Source organism: Anaerostipes caccae L1-92 (assembly GCF_014467075.1).
Lineage (GTDB): Bacteria > Bacillota > Clostridia > Lachnospirales > Lachnospiraceae > Anaerostipes > Anaerostipes caccae.
In genome coordinates this window covers 3289316-3305774 of record NZ_AP023027.1, presented here as the reverse complement: position 1 = coordinate 3305774, position 16459 = coordinate 3289316, and the positions used below count along the sequence as shown (strand labels likewise).

Annotated in this window: 15 protein-coding genes; 10 read left to right on the top strand and 5 right to left on the bottom strand. The window is 44.2% G+C overall.

Annotated elements, in window-relative coordinates:
* The 3 genes from ANCC_RS16210 (at position 1) to ANCC_RS16200 (ending at position 2529) form a co-directional block, all read left to right on the top strand.
* Positions 1 to 864 carry a polysaccharide deacetylase family protein gene (locus tag ANCC_RS16210; protein WP_006568393.1) on the top strand — a complete coding sequence of 288 codons (864 nt, stop codon included), beginning with the start codon at positions 1 to 3 and terminating at the stop codon, positions 862 to 864.
* Between the two features lie 186 nt (positions 865 to 1050).
* Positions 1051 to 1578, top strand: a complete 528-nt coding sequence (locus ANCC_RS16205; protein ID WP_006568394.1) for an N-acetylmuramoyl-L-alanine amidase — start codon at positions 1051 to 1053, stop codon at positions 1576 to 1578.
* A gap of 90 nt (positions 1579 to 1668) precedes the next feature.
* Positions 1669 to 2529, top strand: coding sequence for an AraC family transcriptional regulator (locus ANCC_RS16200; protein ID WP_006568395.1), 861 nt, complete (start codon positions 1669 to 1671; stop codon positions 2527 to 2529).
* A gap of 49 nt (positions 2530 to 2578) precedes the next feature.
* Here the strand turns inward: ANCC_RS16200 and ANCC_RS16195 are convergent, their stop codons facing one another.
* Positions 2579 to 3622 (bottom strand): ribonucleotide-diphosphate reductase subunit beta, encoded by a 1044-nt coding sequence (locus ANCC_RS16195; protein WP_009290011.1) that lies wholly within the window; start codon positions 3620 to 3622, stop codon positions 2579 to 2581.
* 20 nt (positions 3623 to 3642) lie between these two features.
* The gene (locus tag ANCC_RS16190) at positions 3643 to 5934 is read right to left on the bottom strand and encodes a ribonucleoside-diphosphate reductase subunit alpha (RefSeq protein ID WP_006568397.1); all 2292 of its coding nucleotides are present in this window, start codon (positions 5932 to 5934) and stop codon (positions 3643 to 3645) included.
* Positions 5935 to 6268: 334 nt separating this feature from the next.
* Here ANCC_RS16190 and ANCC_RS16185 point away from each other — a divergent pair, with 334 nt between their 5' ends.
* The gene (locus tag ANCC_RS16185) at positions 6269 to 7825 is read left to right on the top strand and encodes an alpha-glucoside-specific PTS transporter subunit IIBC (RefSeq protein WP_006568399.1); all 1557 of its coding nucleotides are present in this window, start codon (positions 6269 to 6271) and stop codon (positions 7823 to 7825) included.
* A 29-nt stretch (positions 7826 to 7854) separates the two neighbouring features.
* Positions 7855 to 8337, top strand: a complete 483-nt coding sequence (locus ANCC_RS16180; protein ID WP_009290007.1) for a hypothetical protein — start codon at positions 7855 to 7857, stop codon at positions 8335 to 8337.
* Positions 8338 to 8399: 62 nt separating this feature from the next.
* Here ANCC_RS16180 and ANCC_RS16175 read toward each other — a convergent pair whose 3' ends face one another.
* Entirely contained in the window at positions 8400 to 8639 is a 240-nt protein-coding gene (locus tag ANCC_RS16175) for a hypothetical protein (protein ID WP_182483067.1), read from the bottom strand.
* Between the two features lie 120 nt (positions 8640 to 8759).
* Positions 8760 to 9680, bottom strand: a complete 921-nt coding sequence (locus ANCC_RS16170) for an AraC family transcriptional regulator (protein WP_006568402.1) — start codon at positions 9678 to 9680, stop codon at positions 8760 to 8762.
* A gap of 239 nt (positions 9681 to 9919) precedes the next feature.
* On the opposite strand from ANCC_RS16170, the gene ANCC_RS16165 reads away from it, so the two are divergent.
* From ANCC_RS16165 to ANCC_RS16145, 5 genes are all read left to right on the top strand, one after another.
* Entirely contained in the window at positions 9920 to 11254 is a 1335-nt protein-coding gene (locus tag ANCC_RS16165) for a 6-phospho-alpha-glucosidase (RefSeq protein ID WP_009290004.1), read from the top strand.
* Positions 11255 to 11273: 19 nt separating this feature from the next.
* Positions 11274 to 11759: a PTS sugar transporter subunit IIA gene (locus tag ANCC_RS16160; RefSeq protein ID WP_006568404.1), complete on the top strand. Its 486-nt coding sequence runs from the start codon at positions 11274 to 11276 to the stop codon at positions 11757 to 11759.
* 144 nt (positions 11760 to 11903) lie between these two features.
* Positions 11904 to 12689, top strand: coding sequence for a MurR/RpiR family transcriptional regulator (locus ANCC_RS16155; RefSeq protein ID WP_187649139.1), 786 nt, complete (start codon positions 11904 to 11906; stop codon positions 12687 to 12689).
* Positions 12667 to 13425 (top strand): MurR/RpiR family transcriptional regulator, encoded by a 759-nt coding sequence (locus tag ANCC_RS16150; protein WP_006568406.1) that lies wholly within the window; start codon positions 12667 to 12669, stop codon positions 13423 to 13425. The genes ANCC_RS16155 and ANCC_RS16150 overlap by 23 nt, the downstream gene beginning before the upstream one ends.
* Before the next feature lie 474 nt (positions 13426 to 13899).
* The gene (locus ANCC_RS16145) at positions 13900 to 14670 is read left to right on the top strand and encodes a DeoR/GlpR family DNA-binding transcription regulator (protein WP_006568408.1); all 771 of its coding nucleotides are present in this window, start codon (positions 13900 to 13902) and stop codon (positions 14668 to 14670) included.
* Between the two features lie 61 nt (positions 14671 to 14731).
* Here ANCC_RS16145 and ANCC_RS16140 read toward each other — a convergent pair whose 3' ends face one another.
* The gene (locus ANCC_RS16140; RefSeq protein ID WP_006568409.1) at positions 14732 to 16261 is read right to left on the bottom strand and encodes an ABC-F family ATP-binding cassette domain-containing protein; all 1530 of its coding nucleotides are present in this window, start codon (positions 16259 to 16261) and stop codon (positions 14732 to 14734) included.
* Between the last annotated feature and the right edge of the window lie 198 nt (positions 16262 to 16459).

The window sequence follows — 16459 nt, the reverse complement described above, 5'->3', positions numbered from 1 at the left end:
ATGAGCAGAAGAAGGAAAACAAGAAGGAAATGGAACAAAGCCGGTATTGCCGGATGGATTCTTTTACTGGCTGTAGTCATAGCCGGGGGTATCTGGTTTGTCCGTTCCGGAAAGACAAAATACACAAGTGTAAATGACGGGATCGGAGAGATGACTGCAAAGGCCAACGAAGGCGTCATGGACAAAGGAACAGGGGATGAATTAAAGGATTCACTTTATGTGCCGAGAAAAATTGATAAGACGAAGAAGCTGATCGCATTTTCTTTTGATGACGGTCCGGCCAGAGAGAATACGGACAGAATCGTCAAGGCTTTAGATAAAAATGACGCGAGAGCAACATTTTTTATGCTGGGACAGAATGCCAACCTGTATCCGGAATTGGTAAAGGAAGTCATGGATTCAGGAAATGAAGTGGCAGGACATTCATGGAATCATCCTCAGCTCACAAAAATCGGGGCTTCCGGAGTCCAGCTGCAGATGCAGAAGATGAACGCTGCCATCTCCAAGGTGACAGGAGCAGATGTGGGACAGCTTAGACCTCCTTACGGTGCCATCAATGACACAGTAAAAGCCAATGTTGATGCGCCTCTGATTTTATGGAGCATCGATACACTGGATTGGAAGACACTGAATACAAATGCCACGGTCAATACGATTTTAAAGCAGGCAAAGGACGGAGACATCGTATTGATGCATGATATCCATAAACCTTCGGTGGCAGCAGTGGAAAAGGTTCTTCCTCAGCTGAAAGCAAAAGGATTTGAAGTGTGCACGGTATCTGAACTGCTGGAAGCCAAGGGTATAAAGGTAGGCAAGGGCGATGTGGTCATAAGTGCAAACCAGATCAACAGGTATAAAAAATAGGTTACATAGGATCAGTGATTCACTCACCCGGGTGAGTGATTGACTGCAGAACTATTGCTTGAGCAGCAGAAAATTTTTATAATAGACCTATCACAAAAGACAGGTGTAGGTTGTAAGATTAAGGCAGGACCTTCTTTATGGTTTTGCCTTTTTCATTGATCCGAAATAATAAAAGGAGGCAAATGTATGAAAAAAGCAGTAATTTCAGTGGGCCACAGTATTTTGAAAAACGGTATGTGCACTTCAGCCAGCGGTGTTGTGAATGAATACCAGTATAACAAGGCGCTTGCCCCTCTTTTAAAGGTGTGCCTGGAGAAGAACGGGTGGAAAGCAGATGTTGTTGTATGTCCCGAAAAGAAATTTGCATCTAAGGAAGAGGAAAAATCATATAAACTACCTCTCATCAATCAGGGCGGCTATGATCTGGCTTTGGAACTGCATTTAAATGCCAGCGACGGAACAGGACATGGCGCGGAAGTGTACTACAAGACGGAGACAGGAAAAGCGTATGCACAGAGAGTTCAGAAAAAGCTGGCCGGTGTATTCAGGGACAGGGGAGCGAAAAAAGAGGATCATCTGTATTTTCTGAATGGAACAAAACCGGCGGCTATTCTTGTGGAAAGTTTTTTCTGCGATAATAAGGGTGACTGTGTATTGGGAAAAGATATGAAAAAGGTAGCGAAATTGATAGCAGACGGAATTGCAGGAAAATAGTCTGTGAGGCAGTTCTCTTTTTCGTGCACAGATTAAGAGGAATATTTTTTCATATGGCTGTATTCTTTTGTTGTAGGAGGGAGTTTAGAGATGGAATGGATGAAGCGGCTGAATCAGGCCGTATCGTATATTGAGGAACATCTGACAGAGGAAATCGATTATGGGGAACTTGCAAAGATTGCATGCTGTTCCACTTATCATTTCCAGAGAATGTTTTCTTATATTGCAGATGTGACGCTGTCGGAATATATCCGCCGCAGACGAATGTCTATGGCAGCGGCTGAGCTGAGCACCGGAAAGGAAAAGATCGTGGATATAGCACTTAAATATGGCTATGATTCACCGACCGCATTTAACCGCGCATTTCAAAGTGTTCATCACACAGCGCCTTCGGCGGCGAGAAAAAACGGTATCATATTGAAATCCTATCCTCCCATCAGTTTTCAGATCACAATAAAAGGAGATGCAGAGATGAATTACAGAATTGAGACAAAAGAGAGCTTCCGTATTATAGGGCCGTCTGCGCCGATGCACAAAGATGTGGAAAAAAACTTTCAGATGGTACCCGGACTGTGGACAAAAGCTGCCGCAGACGGATCTGTCCAGAAACTGGTTTCTAAGATTGGAAAAGAACCTCAGGGCATTTTGGGAGTCAGTGCATGTGACGATAAGTCAGAGCAGTGGAAATATCTCATCGCAGTTTCAAGCGATGATCCCGCAGAAGAAGGCTGGGATGAATATATGGTTCCGGCTGCCACCTGGGCAATCTTTGAAGGAGAAGGTACCATGCCGGAATCGATTCAGCAGCTGGAAAAGAGGATCGGGACGGAATGGCTGCCGAACTCAGGATATGAGTTTGGGGAAGCGCCGGACATTGAGGTATACTTGAATGCGGACCCTGAAAATGCAAAATATGAAGTTTGGGTTCCGGTAAAGAAGAAAAGTGAATAAACGGTAAATCAAAGATCCGGCAGCTGTAATAACTGCCGGATCTGCATTTTTACAGATCATCCACTAAGGCACTGCTTTTTGCATACGCAGTGCTTTTTGCCTCGAAAAAATCTGTTTTAATCATGTTGGCATTAGAGAACTGGCTGACCCAGGACATGGATTCCGGTTCAGTTTCACTGCCTGGATAGATGGGTTCAAAACCGAGATTTTGGCACCTCAGATTTCCAAGATAACGGATATATTCCTCCACCATTTCTTTTTTGAGACCCTGGATCTCATCGCCGATCACATAATGACCCCAGCGGATTTCCTGCTCACACCCCTTTTTAATCATCCGGCGGTAGTCATTGATACAGTCAGGATGGAACAGGGAGGGTTCTTCCTTCTTTAATTCCAGCAGAATATTTTTGAACAGCCACAAATGTGTATTTTCATCCCTGTTGATATACCGGATTTCCTGTACAGAACCAGGCATACGGTGATTTCTTCCAAGATTATAAAAAAACATAAAACCGCTGTAAAAGTAAATGCCTTCTAAGATGTAGTTGGCAACGAGTGTTTTTACGAATGTTTCTGTATTTTTATTAGTCTGAAAATCATTATAAAGGTCTCCGATGAATTGATTTCTCTCCAGCAGATGAGGGTCATTCTTCCACTGATACAGGATATCGTTTCTTTCCTGGGGCTCACAGATCGTATCCAGCATATAGCTGTAACTCTGACTGTGAACTGCCTCCTGGAATGCCTGGATCGACAGGCACAGATTGACTTCATTGGCTGTGATATATTCACTGATATTTGGAAGGTTTGCCGTCTGAATGCTGTCCAGGAAAATAAGAAAAGAAAGGATCTTATCATATGCCCGGCGTTCAGGCTCGGAAAGCTGCTTATAATCTTTGATGTCCGTCCCCAGATTGATCTCTTCAGGTATCCAGAAATTATTCATAGCCTGGCGGTACCAGCCGCTGACCCAGGGGTATTTCATATTGTTAAAATCATTCAGGTTCGTTGTATTTCCGTTGATCATCCTGCGCTTTCGGACATCCGTGTCACCGTAAGGATTAAATAAAGGTTTTTTTGTAAGTTCTGTCATCGTTTCTCTCTCTTTCTGTATTATGAAGAACAAACTTCGCAGTCTTCAACTTCAAGACTTTTGGACCGCGTGTAATAAATTGTTTTGACTCCCTGTTCCCATGCCAGAATATAGAGGTCCAGGACTTTTCGGAACGTGTATTCATTGGTGATATACAGATTCATGCTCTGTGCCTGGTCGATGTGTCTCTGACGGACACCGCATGCTTTCACAGACCAGGTCTGGTCAATATAGTGGGCATTTTTATAGTACCAGAATGTCTCCATGGACAGTTCAGGGGCAACTCTTGGGATCAGGCCGTATTTTTTTTCTTCAAGAAAGTAGCGGTTCATGACAGGGTCCAGACCTGCCGTGGTGCCGGCGATGATGCTTGTACTGCTTGTAGGTGCCGCGGCAAGCAGATAGCCGTTGCGCAGGCCGTGTTTTTTGATCCGGTCTTCAAGTGCTTTCCAGCGTCCTTTCGTGAGATCCCGCTTTCTGAAATAATCCCCGGTCTGCCAGTCACTGCCTGGGAAATACGGATAAGATCCTTTTTCTTCGGAAATTTTTGAGCTGGCTGCCAGTGCGGCATAATGGATATCGGAAAATACTTTTTCAGCAAATTTTAAATGTTCTTCGCTCTCCCATTGTATTTTATGCTTTGCCAGCATGTGGTGATATCCGCTGACCCCGAGTCCCACGGGGCGGTATCTTTTGCTGTTGATCTCGGCATAAGGTACGGGAAAAAAGTTCAGGTCGATCACATTGTCCAGGGCTCTTACCGCACTCTCTGTGACGTAGGACAGCTGTTCATAATCAGTGACACACAGATTCCCGAGGGAGAGGCTTGCAAGATTGCAGACGACAAAGTCTCCCGGTTTTGTGACAGTGACAACGACTTCTTCACCGCCGATCATTTCAATTTTCTGTTCTATCTGCCCTGAGGCACTCATATTCTGGGCGATCTCGGTACAGAGGTTGCTGCAGTAGATGATTCCTTTATGCCGGTTGGGATTTGCGCGGTTGACATGATCCCGGTTGAACGTAAAAGGCGTTCCAGTCTCTGCTGCACTTTTGATGATCATCCGTACAATATCTTTGATAGGGATCACACGCTTACTGATTCTTTCATCAAGGACACAGTCCAGATATTTTTCGGTCCACTCTGTTCCATAGCAGTCCTCCAGTGCATAGCCTTTGACTGTGAGTATCTCATGGGGGCACATCAGGTACCAGCTGCCTTCAATATTGTCTCTTGCCTGTTCCCAGAAATAGTCGGGATAGCAGACGGCAGGGAACACATCGTGGGCTTTCATCCGCTCATCTCCGTTGTTTGTCCGGAGACTAAGAAATTCGGGAAGGTCTCTGTGCCAGACGTCCAGGTAAACAGCCACGGCACCCTGCCGCATTCCAAGCTGGTCTACGGCCACAGCCGTATCATTTGCGAGCCGTATCCAGCGGATTACACCTCCTGCGGCTCCCTCAAATCCACGGATTGAACTTCCGCTGGCCCTGACTTTTCCAAAGTAAAGGCCCATGCCTCCTCCGAATTTGCTGACCTTGGCAAAGCTGTCGATACTCCGGTAGATTCCGTCCAGGCTGTCCGGAACCGTGTCGATGAAACAGGAAGAGAGCTGATGATAAGGTTTCCTGGCATTAGAAAGAGTCGGAGTGGCCATAGTGACCTGGAGGAGGCTTAACATATCATAAAATCGTTTGACCCATTGATTTCTGTCTTCTGTTTCCTTCATTGCCAGATGCATGGCGATGCCCATGAACATCTCCTGGGGAGTCTCCAGAGGATTCCCCTGCCGGTCCCGGATTACATACCGGCTGAGCAGAAGCTCCAGACCGGAATAATGAAACAGGCTGTTTCGTTCCGGCCGGATCCAGGATGAGAATAAATGAATCTCATCTTCAGCGTAATTTTTCAGGATATAATCTCCATATAAATTCTGCTGACTCAAAACGACAATTTTTTCATAGAAATTCCGGATCTGATATTCTTCTAAGTTGTTTTTAACCACAGATTCGAACTCCAGGATTTTGAGTCTTGCGGCAATATTCTCCCATTTGGGAGCCTCCTGGGAAGTGAGTTCGGCGGCTGCTTTAACAAGCAGAAGGAGTTTTTCATGATCCTCCATACCTTCCTTTAGAAAACTCTGAAACTTCTCATTCAGGATGTTTAAGCTATACTCCTCCTGTGGAAATTCATTCTGTATGGATTTGAGCAGGTCTCCGATCGGAAATTCCTCTGTCCGGAATGACTCAAGTATTGCCTGCCGTACGACGACAGCGTATTCGGAACCCTGTGCTGTTGTTATGTTTTTCATATAAATGTTCACCTTTCAACTATATGTAGGATGCTAAAAATTATATTAGCACAATATATTGATCTTGACAACGTATATCAAGAATAAAACTGATCCAAAAAGACACGGAAATTTATTCCTCCTGGGAAATTTCACAGGAATTGTGCAGCTTCATTGTTTGATAGCCCCTCTCCCTAAAGCCTTTGTATATATTGATTACATTTTCAAGGTCTGTTAGGATGAATTTGTTGAAAATAACAACACAGTAAAGACCATAAAATTCCGTCTGATGTGTTGTGCTCAATACCCAGGCGCCGGGCTTTGAGTCCAGTTGACAAAGAAAGGATGAAAAATTATGATGCAGAAAATTCAAAAATTCGGCGGGGCGATGTTTACACCGGTTCTCTTGTTCGCTTTCGCGGGAATTGTCATAGGGATCGGAACCCTGTTTACCACAGAGACTATTATGGGCAGTCTTGCCGCTCCGTCCAGCATGTGGTACAAATGCTGGAATGTGCTCTTACAGGGCGGCTGGACCGTATTTAACCAGCTCCCTCTCCTGTTTGTTGTCGGACTTCCGATTGGCATGGCGAAAAAACAGAATGCCCGGTGCTGTATGGAAGCTTTGGTTCTATATCTCACATTCCATTATTTCCTCAGCACGATCCTTTCCCAGTGGGGAGGAGTCTTCGGAGTTGACTTTGCACAGGAAGTCGGCGGTACAAGCGGTCTCACGATGATCGCAAATATAAAAACCCTGGATATGGGCATGATGGGAGCACTCGCTATTGCGGGAATCGTCATTTACTTACATAACCGTTTCTTTGACACGGAACTTCCGGAATGGCTGGGCACGTTCAGCGGCTCTACTTTCGTATTCATGGTCGGATTTTTTGTGATGATTCCTGTGGCAGTCCTCGCAGCATTATTATGGCCGAAAATCCAGCTTGGTATGTTTGCATTCCAGGGATTTGTCAAAGGAGCGGGAGCTCTCGGAATATGGGTCTTCGTCTTTTTAGAGAGAGCCCTGATTCCTTTTGGCCTGCACCATATCTTATATTCACCTTTTTATTACGACAATGTGGTGGTGCCAGGCGGACTTTATGCCTACTGGGCAACCAAGCTTCCTGAGATCGCAGCATCCAGTGCGTCTTTAAAATCGCTGGTTCCTATGGCAGGATTCACATCTACAGGGTTTTCCAAGATCTTCGGATGTCCGGGAATCGCACTTGCTTTCTACTCAACTGCGAAGAAAGAGAAGAAAAAGAAGATCTTAGGTCTGCTGATTCCGATTACTCTGACCGCGATATTCTGCGGTGTGACAGAGCCGATCGAGTTCACCTTCCTGTTTGTGGCGCCTGTACTCTTTGTAGTACACGCACTGCTGGCGGCAACCTTATCGACTACGATGTATCTGGCAGGAATCGTAGGAATTCACTCCGGAGGAGCGATCGAAATGGCTTCTTTAAACTGGATACCGCTGATGGGAAATCACTGGAAACAGTATCTGCTCCTGTTAGTCATCGGTCTTGCATTTACCGGAATTTATTTTGTGGTATTTAAATTCCTGATCCAGAAATTTGACTTTAAGACACCGGGACGGGAAGATGATGAAGAGATTAAATTTGGTTCCAAGGAAGAATTCAGAGAGAAGAAAGGTTCTAAGCAGGACCAGAAAATCGAGTTTGCGCAGCTGATTCTCGAAGGACTGGGAGGAAAGGACAACATTGAAGATGTGACCAACTGTGCCACCAGGCTCAGGGTCAACGTAAAGGATGAGACTCTTTGTAAAGATGACCCGTATTTTAAATCCATAGGAGCCCATGGCTGCTCTGTGAATGGAAAATCATTTCAGGTTATTATCGGCCTGAAAGTAGCAGGCGTCCGGGATGATTTTGAAAGTTTACTGTAATATATTGAGTTAAGAAAGCAGGGATGAAGATGATGAATGTAAAAAGCAGCAGATTAGACAGGTATTACAATATCGCCAAGGTCCTCCTTTGCCTGACGCCGTTTGTGTGTCTTGCATACCTTTCCATGGGGGCGGCCAGAGTGGGAGGCTCAGTCTCAGCCGCGATCGGGGAAGACCCGAAGCTTGCGGTGATGTTCTTGGTGTCTATGATCAATCCGTTTATCGCATACCTCATGACGTTTATGCAGAAGAAATTGCACATGGATGCTGCCTATGCAGCTGTCAATCTCACCCTGCTCATTGCAGCTGAAATCATGCTTCAGAATGTATGGTATATCCTGCTCCTTGGATTTATATTGTATAAGACTTTACGGGAGTATGGACTGACCATCAGGGAAAGTTTTAGGAAGGAATGGAGAGAAAACTTTCTGAGTATCATCTCGGGGAGCCTTGTAGTTATAGGACTTTGCTCTGTTTGTCTCTTCGCCACCATAAGAATTGCCCTGCACTGAACAGGAAAAGCCGCAGAACTTCTCTGATCTGCGGCTTTCCTTTATTATGATGAAATATCTGTTTACATATCTCCAATAGAGAAATTCACCAGACGAAAGTAGTCTTTTACATTCGGAATCTTCAGGCCAAGATGTAAACGTCCCCCATTCTCTCGGTGCTCTTGAAACAAATTCTTTTGAACACTGTAGCTGTTTCTGATATCCACAGACTTCCCGCCTTCAGACAAAAGATTCACAGGGCCGCTGCACCGGTCTGCAAGGCATAAAAATTCTTCCAGATTGAAAATATAAAGTTTTATCATTGTATCTGTCCTCCTTCCATAAGATCAAAGTTTTTAGGAGAGACAGAATCAGGGCCCTGTTTCTGTTCTGCTTATCTGTTAATATAATAATAACGAAAAAATACAGATAAAAATATAAGATTACCGCTGTTTTATATCAGGATTCTGCCATTTGCAGCGGTATTCCCTGGGCGTGCACCCCATGACTTCCCGAAAAGTTTTTCCAAAGTAGCTGCTGCTTCCGAGGCCGCAGGACTGGCCGATATAAGAAACAGACAGACTGGGATCAGAGAGCATGATACAGGCTTGCCGGATTCGGAAGTTTTTTACGTATTCTGAAGGAGTTATGCCAAGGCTCTGCCGAAATATACGGAAACATTCCCGCTCACTGATATAGGCGGCAAGTGCGATCCGGGGCACAGTAAGCTTCTCAGAATAATGATCCTGAATATATTCCATCATTGACTTTATCTTTTGGTCCGAACCGCTTTGCGGTTTCTTTTGGCCTAAAAGAGGCCGGGATAAAGAGAGCATAAGACACCAGAGTTTAGAGAGAGCCGACCGGAGCAGTATTTCATATCCAAATTCGTGGGGAGATAAGAAAAAGGAATCCCGGAGCAGCTTAAGAAGCCTCTTTTCTTTTGGAGTCCGGGGATAAAAGCTGAGTATTTCCGCCTGCGGGGAACCGGTGAACGGAAGAATATACTTTTGATCCAGCAGGCTGCCGTGTTGTCCGCTGATCAGTGAGGAATCAAAGATATGATCCAGCTGGATCGTATCTTTTTTTGGATCCAAAGACTTTGTGGAATGCAGAATATTGGAGTTGACCATGCCGCCGGAACCTTCCGGGAAGACTATTTTTCCCCCTGGAGTGTCATACTCCAGAGTTCCTTTTTCAATGTAAAATAATTCGATCTCTTTATGCCAATGCCACGGTATCTGTCCGCCGATGCACCGGTCAAACTCTACATAGGAACAGGTATATGGAAAATCCGGACCAAAATCGGGGAACAGTTCTTCTTTGGAATTGTTTTTATACTGGATTCCATGCACATGATTCATAGGTTCACCGCCTTTCTCTATTACTATATTAATACAGCTTTCTAAAGAACGCAAATCTCTGAAAAACAAGGAAATATCCCGTTTTCAGAGGCTGTGAAAATTCACAGCTTTTGTTCTGTGTCACGGAACCAATGACCACTCCCTAAACCCTGAAAATCTATTGTCACCGGATGCTTTTGGGGTGTACTATTTGGTCAGCGAAGAAAACAACAAAGCAAATAGCTAGGAGGATGTTGATTATGGCAAAGAAAAAATATGCAGTTACAGTGGCAGGCGGGGGCAGCACATTTACACCGGGAATCGCGCTGATGCTCTTAGAGCACATGGACCGCTTCCCGATCAGAAAGATTATGTTTTACGACAATGACGCCGAGAGACAGGAAGTAGTGGCAAAGGCATGTGAGATTTATCTGAAAGAGCACGCGCCGGAAATCGAATTCGGATATACGACAGATCCGGAAACTGCGTTTACAGATATTGATTTTGTCCTGGCACATATCCGTGTAGGAAAATATGCGATGAGAGAATTAGATGAGAAGATTCCGTTAAAATATGGAGTGCTCGGACAGGAAACATGCGGACCGGGAGGAATTGCCTACGGAATGCGTTCCATCGGCGGCGTTATCGAAATTTTAGATTACATGGAACAGTATTCTCCGAATGCCTGGATGCTGAACTACTCCAATCCGGCTGCCATCGTTGCGGAGGCGACCAGAAGGCTGCGTCCCGACTCAAAGATCCTGAACATCTGCGACATGCCGATCGACCTCGAAGAGAAAATGGCAGATATGTGCGGGCTGTCTTCCAGAAAAGAAATGCAGGTCGGATATTATGGGCTGAATCATTTCGGATGGTGGCATAAAATTTATGACAATAACGGAAATGATTTGATGCCGCAGATTAAAGAGCATATGAAAGCAAACGGTTTTGCAGATGCACTGTCCGATACAAACCAGCATGTGGATGAAAGCTGGGTACATACTTTCCAAAAGGCAAGAGATGTCTACGCAGTCGATCCGGAAACGATCCCGAATACCTACTTAAAATATTATCTTTTCCCTGATTATGTAGTAGAGACATCTGATCCGGATTACACAAGGGCCAATGAAGTCATGGACGGACGGGAGAAATTTGTGTTTGGAGAATGCAGGCGGATTGTAGAAAACGGCACAAGCAAAGGATGTGCGTTTGAGGCGGATGCGCATGCAACTTATATCGTTGACCTTGCCTGTGCCATCGCTGAGAATACACAGGAAAGATTCCTTCTGATCGTTCCGAATGAAGGGGCAGTGGAAAACTTTGACCGCACAGCCATGGTTGAGATTCCGTGTATCGTGGGCTGCAACGGTTATGAAAAGATCTGCCAGGGAGCGATTCCTCAGTTCCAGAAAGGATTGATGGAACAGCAGGTGAGTGTAGAAAAACTGACAGTGGAAGCGTGGATCGAGGGAAGCTATCAGAAATTGTGGCAGGCGCTTACTCTTTCAAAGACAGTTCCGAGTGCAAGAGTTGCAAAACTGATCTTGGATGATCTGATTGAAGCAAACAAAGACTTCTGGCCGGAACTGAGATAAGTCAAATGGGAGGTATGGGATGTTCGGATTTTTAAAGGGAAAAAGTAAAAAAGAGAAGGTATTTTATTCCATGGTAACCGGAAAGAGTATTGACCTTTCTGAGGTAGACGATGAAATGTTTGCAGGAAGGGTTCTGGGTGACGGAATCGCTGTCTGGCCGGAGGAGGATGTGTTTTCAGCTCCCTGCACCGGTACAGTGACTACGGTGACGGATACAAAGCATGCTATCGGACTTGAGAACGGTGACGGTGTTCAGGTGCTCATTCATATCGGTCTGGACACGGTAAAACTTGATGGAAAGGGCTTTGAAACTTATGTGGAGCCGGGGCAGAAGGTAAAAGCCGGTGATCCCCTTGTAAAGGTGGACCGTCAGATGCTCAGGGAAGAAAAAATTCCGGATGTCTCCATGCTGGTTTTCATAGAACCAAACGGACATAAGCTGACTAAATTTTATACAGGACAGACAGTGAAAGCGGGAACAAGTCCTCTGGTGGAATACGAGTAGGAAATTTCTCCATTATCGAAAGGCAGGTATCATGAGGATATCTGCCTTTCTGCATCAATGGACAAAATGTGGAAAATAGAGTAAAATTGGGGTAAGATTCAGGAACCAAAAGGCGGCGGACACATTTATGAGGTAGATGTCTTTATGAAATTAGATGAACTGGTGAACAAGCATTACGGACAGCTTAACGAGAATGATTTATACATATGGAATTACATATCTTCGCACAGGAAAGAGTGTGAAAAGCTTGCCATAGACCGGCTGGCATTTAAGTGCAGTGTGTCGAGGACAACCGTTCTGCGGTTTGCCCAGAAGCTGTCCTTAAAAGGTTATGGTGAACTAAAGGTCTTTTTAAAGCTTGATAATCAGGAGGCAAAGGAAAACATCGGGCATGTGGACATGGTCTGTGAGTCATACCGCCGGGTGATCGGCAGCATGAAAGAAAAGGACTGTACAGATATCTTTAGGAAGTTTGATCAGGCAAAGAATATCTACGTGTATGGGATCGGCATGATCCAGTCTTCCATTAAAAAAGAGTTAAAGCGGACCTTCATGATGAGCGGGAGGCTGATCTATGATCTGAGCGGATATGAGGAAGCGGAAAGGCTTCTCAGCATTGTTACGGAGGATGACTTGTTTATCATCATATCTGTTTCAGGAGAGAATGAATTTATCAACAATTTCACTAAAAATCTAAAGATCCGGGGCGTCTCTGTGCTGTCCATCACGAAGCTTCGGGAAAACACATTGGCACATATGGCAGATTATGCTCTCTATGTTACCGAGACAGTGTTTTCCCAGCCGTTCAGTCACATAGAGTATGATTCTCTCACATCATATTTCATTTTGATTGAGATTTTATTTTTAAAGTACATGGAGTATAAGACAAAAAAAGAGGAGATAGCGGATGAGGCTGGAAACCCTGATTGAAGAAAATTATGATAAACTGAATGAAAATGATTTGAGCATCTGGAACTTTATTCTGCGGCACAAGAAGGAGTGTCAGACTATGTCGATCCAGGAGCTGGCAAAACAGTGCCATGTGTCACACACAACCGTCTCAAGGTTTACTCATAAGCTGGGGATGGAAGGGTACGGGGAACTGAAGATTTTTCTGAAATGGGACAGCCGGGAGGAGGAATCCTTCGATGTAAGGGAGATCGAGCGGGTCTACCAGGATTACATAAAGACTCTGGATATGATGAAGGACAGGGACTGTTCGGATGTCTCAGAGATGCTCTCCAGGGCCGGAAGCATATATGTATACGGAACAGGAGCGGTCCAGAAAAATGCCGCGAGAGAGTTAAAAAAGAACCTGCTTTTTCTGGACTATCTTTGTAATCTGATCGAAGGCCGGGAAGAAATAAAGATGGTGCTGGAAATCGTAAAAGAGGGAGACGTATTTTTTCTGTTTTCTCTTTCCGGTGAAAATGCCTTTGTCAATGAACTTGCAGGCAGGCTGAAGGCAAAGGGTGTCAAAATCATCTCTGTGACAAAAGTGGGGAATAATGAATTGTCGAGGCTCAGTGATATCAGCCTTCAGTTTTATGCTCATCCGGTGCTGAAGGGAAGGTTTAATTCCGATGTATATATGACAGCTCAGTTTTTTGTGATCAATGAGTTCTTACTTTTAAAGGGATTGGAGTATGGAACAAGCGAAGAGTGATTAATGTAGATTTATTTTGTTTTGATATATGCGTGTCATAGGGTTAATAAAGGGAGTTTTATAACCTCCGATAAGAGAAAAATAACCAATATCCTTTAGTATTTGAAGAGCTTTCTCACGGTCAGTAATTATTAACTTTTTTTCGTTGGTAAGTTTGTAAAGTTGAGAATTATATGTTAGAAAAGGTTTTGTCAATTTACATATCTCCTGTAAAAGAAATGTTTGAAGAAAAAGGAGGGCCCTCAGGTCCTCCCCCGGTTTCAGTCCTCTCGAGTATCTGAAACCTGATCCCTGAAATTAGTTTAACATAATATTGTTTATAAGTAAATAAATTACATATTCTTCAAGACACTTTTTAAAAATAATCATAAGTAATCTTAACTTGCTTTATGTAAAGAGTGAATTTAAAAGGTACAATAGACGGTCTCTCTCTTTTCTGTTAAAATATAAAGAAAAATCAGGTGGTGACAGATCATGTTTGTAGAGGAAAGACAGCAAAAGATTCTTGAACTTTTGCAAGAAAACCAGAAAGTAAGAGTGAAAGAGCTGAGCCGGATGTTTGAGGTTACAGAGGACTGTATCCGGAAAGATCTGGCCAGTATGGAAGGACGCGGTCTTTTAAAGCGTGCCTATGGAGGCGCCGTTCTGACGGAAGGCATGCACCCCGGGCACAGCAACGCGGTTTCTTCCAGGAAAGAAAAAAACCTGAAAGAAAAGCAGAGAATTGCAAAAAAAGCGGTAAAGCTGATCAGTGACGGGGATGTGGTTTTTTTGGATACATCTACAACGAATCTGGAGGTTGCGAGGGAAATCATCCGTTCTAAACGAAACGTGACGGTCGTAAGCTGTATGCTGGATATCGCAAATTTGTTCGCAGCGGATGGAAACACCGGATTTATTCTTTTGGGAGGAGAGTTCAATCGGTCTCAAATTGGGTTTCTGGGTTCGCTGACCCTCTCTATGATGGAGAACTTCAGGTTTGACCTCTGCTTTATGGGAGTCGTCGGAGCGGACGTAAAAGGAAATGTGGTCACGACTTATGTTCCGGAGGACGGAGCTATGAAACAAAAAGCCATCAGTAAAAGCCGCAGAAGATATCTGGTCATGGAGACAAAAAAGTTTGATTTCCAGGCAAATTATGTCTTTACAGATTTTACACAGGTGGATGGGATAATCTGTGAGAAGGAGCCTCAGGAAGAGATAAGAGAAGTGCTGAGAGAATATGGAACAGAGATCATAGCATGACAGTTCCTGTATGATCTCTGCTCGATTTTTGAAATGTATGGATAGCAATACAAGGTTAAAATTATTTTTGGATTTGTATCATTCTGTCCACCCAGCCGCAGTAAAAATTCTCTTCATGAGATACAACCAGTACGGTTCCTGTAAAATCTTTCAATGCATTTTTCAATGCTTCTTTAGCCGCTGCATCCAGGTGATTTGTGGGTTCATCCATAATTAAAAAGTTACATGGTTTTAGTGTCAGCAGGCATAACTTTACCTTACACTGTTCACCTCCGCTCAATGATCCTATCTCCTGTCCGGCATGACAGCTGGAAATTCCGCACTGCGCAAGATGCTGCCGTACTTTTTTGATTGGGAGAGAGGGATAACAGTCAGACACGATCTGTAGCGGTGTCCTGGTTGTATCATCCCATATCAGATCCTGTTCAAAGTATCCGATGGTGACCTGTTCTGAAAATGAGAAACTGCCGTCTAAGGCAGGAATCTGATTCGTCAGAGTTTTCAAAAGGGTGGATTTGCCGATTCCGTTGAAACCTGTGATCACAATTTTCTGTCCTCCTTTTGCTGAAAATTGAAGGCCGGAGAGAAGCGGATATTGATACCCCACAGACAAATGTCTCACGGACAGGTGGTCAGCATTTGTCACCGGAAGCTGTGAAAAATTAAAACACGGTCGGTTCTCAGTTACGTCTGGATTTTCCATGCGTTCCATCCTGTTCAGCTGCTTCTTGCGTCCTCTGGCCATTTTTGACTTTCGCCCGGCCATGTTTTTTCTGATAAATTCTTCTGTTTCTTTAATCTTTTTCTGCTGGAAAGAATACCGTCGGATATATTCTTCCTGAAGAAACGTTTTCTTTTTTAAAAAATCAGAGTAGGTGCCGTAATATTTTGTAAGTCTGCCGTTATGAATATCGCATACGCGGTTGACACTCTGTTCTAAAAATTCATTGTCGTGGGAGACAACCAGAAAAGCGCTCGGAAGCCCTGAAAGGTAGTCTGCCAGCCAGGAGACGTGCTCCTTATCCAGAAAGTTTGTAGGTTCATCCAGCAGCAGGACAGAAGGCTGTTCCAGCAAAAGTTTAGCGAGGATGACTCTGGCTCTCTGACCTCCGCTGATTTTTTCTACCGGGCATTCAAGACCGATAGTGAGGAGTCCCAGTCCGGCAGCTGCCTGTTCAATCCTGGTGTCAATCTGATAAAAGTCATGGAGCTCTAATTGTTCCTGGAGCCGTGCGGCGGCAGGGAGGGCTTTTTCATCTCCGGCCGCTGCTTTTGAATACAGCAGATTCATTTGCTCCTCTTTTATAAAGAGAGACTGAAAAGCAGATTTTAAGAAATCTGAGATCGTTATATTTTCTTTCATCTGTGCGTATTGATCCAGACATCCGAAAGAAGCTGCAGGATGTCTGAAGATCTGTCCGCTGTCGGGAGTAATCTGTCCGGTGCAGATTTTGATAAACGTACTTTTTCCTGCACCATTTGGACCGACAATTCCTATATGTTCTCCTTTATTGAGCTGGAATTCTGTTTCTTTAAAAAGCTGTTTATCACCGAATGAATGTGATAAATCTTTAATATCTAATAAACTCATGATGATCTGATCCTTTCATATAAAAAAGACAGAAGACAAAATACATTTCTGTATCTGCCTTCTGCCGTATTGTCAGTGTGTTATAAAACAACAAAAGGCCGCGGACAAAACATTGTCCGCAGCCTTTTAGCATGGGATTCTTCGGGAAAACAGGTATCCAAATAAGGACTGCTCATGCAGCCGCAGATGATTCTGGAT

Bases quoted from the DNA above. Each gene is read 5' to 3' on its own strand.
- ANCC_RS16210 (WP_006568393.1), top strand. From the start codon at position 1: ATGAGCAGAAGAAGGAAAACAAGAAGGAAATGGAACAAAGCCGGTATT.
- ANCC_RS16205 (WP_006568394.1), top strand. From the start codon at position 1,051: ATGAAAAAAGCAGTAATTTCAGTGGGCCACAGTATTTTGAAAAACGGT.
- ANCC_RS16200 (WP_006568395.1), top strand. From the start codon at position 1,669: ATGGAATGGATGAAGCGGCTGAATCAGGCCGTATCGTATATTGAGGAA.
- ANCC_RS16195 (WP_009290011.1), bottom strand. From the start codon at position 3,622: ATGACAGAACTTACAAAAAAACCTTTATTTAATCCTTACGGTGACACG.
- ANCC_RS16190 (WP_006568397.1), bottom strand. From the start codon at position 5,934: ATGAAAAACATAACAACAGCACAGGGTTCCGAATACGCTGTCGTCGTA.
- ANCC_RS16185 (WP_006568399.1), top strand. From the start codon at position 6,269: ATGATGCAGAAAATTCAAAAATTCGGCGGGGCGATGTTTACACCGGTT.
- ANCC_RS16180 (WP_009290007.1), top strand. From the start codon at position 7,855: ATGATGAATGTAAAAAGCAGCAGATTAGACAGGTATTACAATATCGCC.
- ANCC_RS16175 (WP_182483067.1), bottom strand. From the start codon at position 8,639: ATGATAAAACTTTATATTTTCAATCTGGAAGAATTTTTATGCCTTGCA.
- ANCC_RS16170 (WP_006568402.1), bottom strand. From the start codon at position 9,680: ATGAATCATGTGCATGGAATCCAGTATAAAAACAATTCCAAAGAAGAA.
- ANCC_RS16165 (WP_009290004.1), top strand. From the start codon at position 9,920: ATGGCAAAGAAAAAATATGCAGTTACAGTGGCAGGCGGGGGCAGCACA.
- ANCC_RS16160 (WP_006568404.1), top strand. From the start codon at position 11,274: ATGTTCGGATTTTTAAAGGGAAAAAGTAAAAAAGAGAAGGTATTTTAT.
- ANCC_RS16155 (WP_187649139.1), top strand. From the start codon at position 11,904: ATGAAATTAGATGAACTGGTGAACAAGCATTACGGACAGCTTAACGAG.
- ANCC_RS16150 (WP_006568406.1), top strand. From the start codon at position 12,667: ATGAGGCTGGAAACCCTGATTGAAGAAAATTATGATAAACTGAATGAA.
- ANCC_RS16145 (WP_006568408.1), top strand. From the start codon at position 13,900: ATGTTTGTAGAGGAAAGACAGCAAAAGATTCTTGAACTTTTGCAAGAA.
- ANCC_RS16140 (WP_006568409.1), bottom strand. From the start codon at position 16,261: ATGAGTTTATTAGATATTAAAGATTTATCACATTCATTCGGTGATAAA.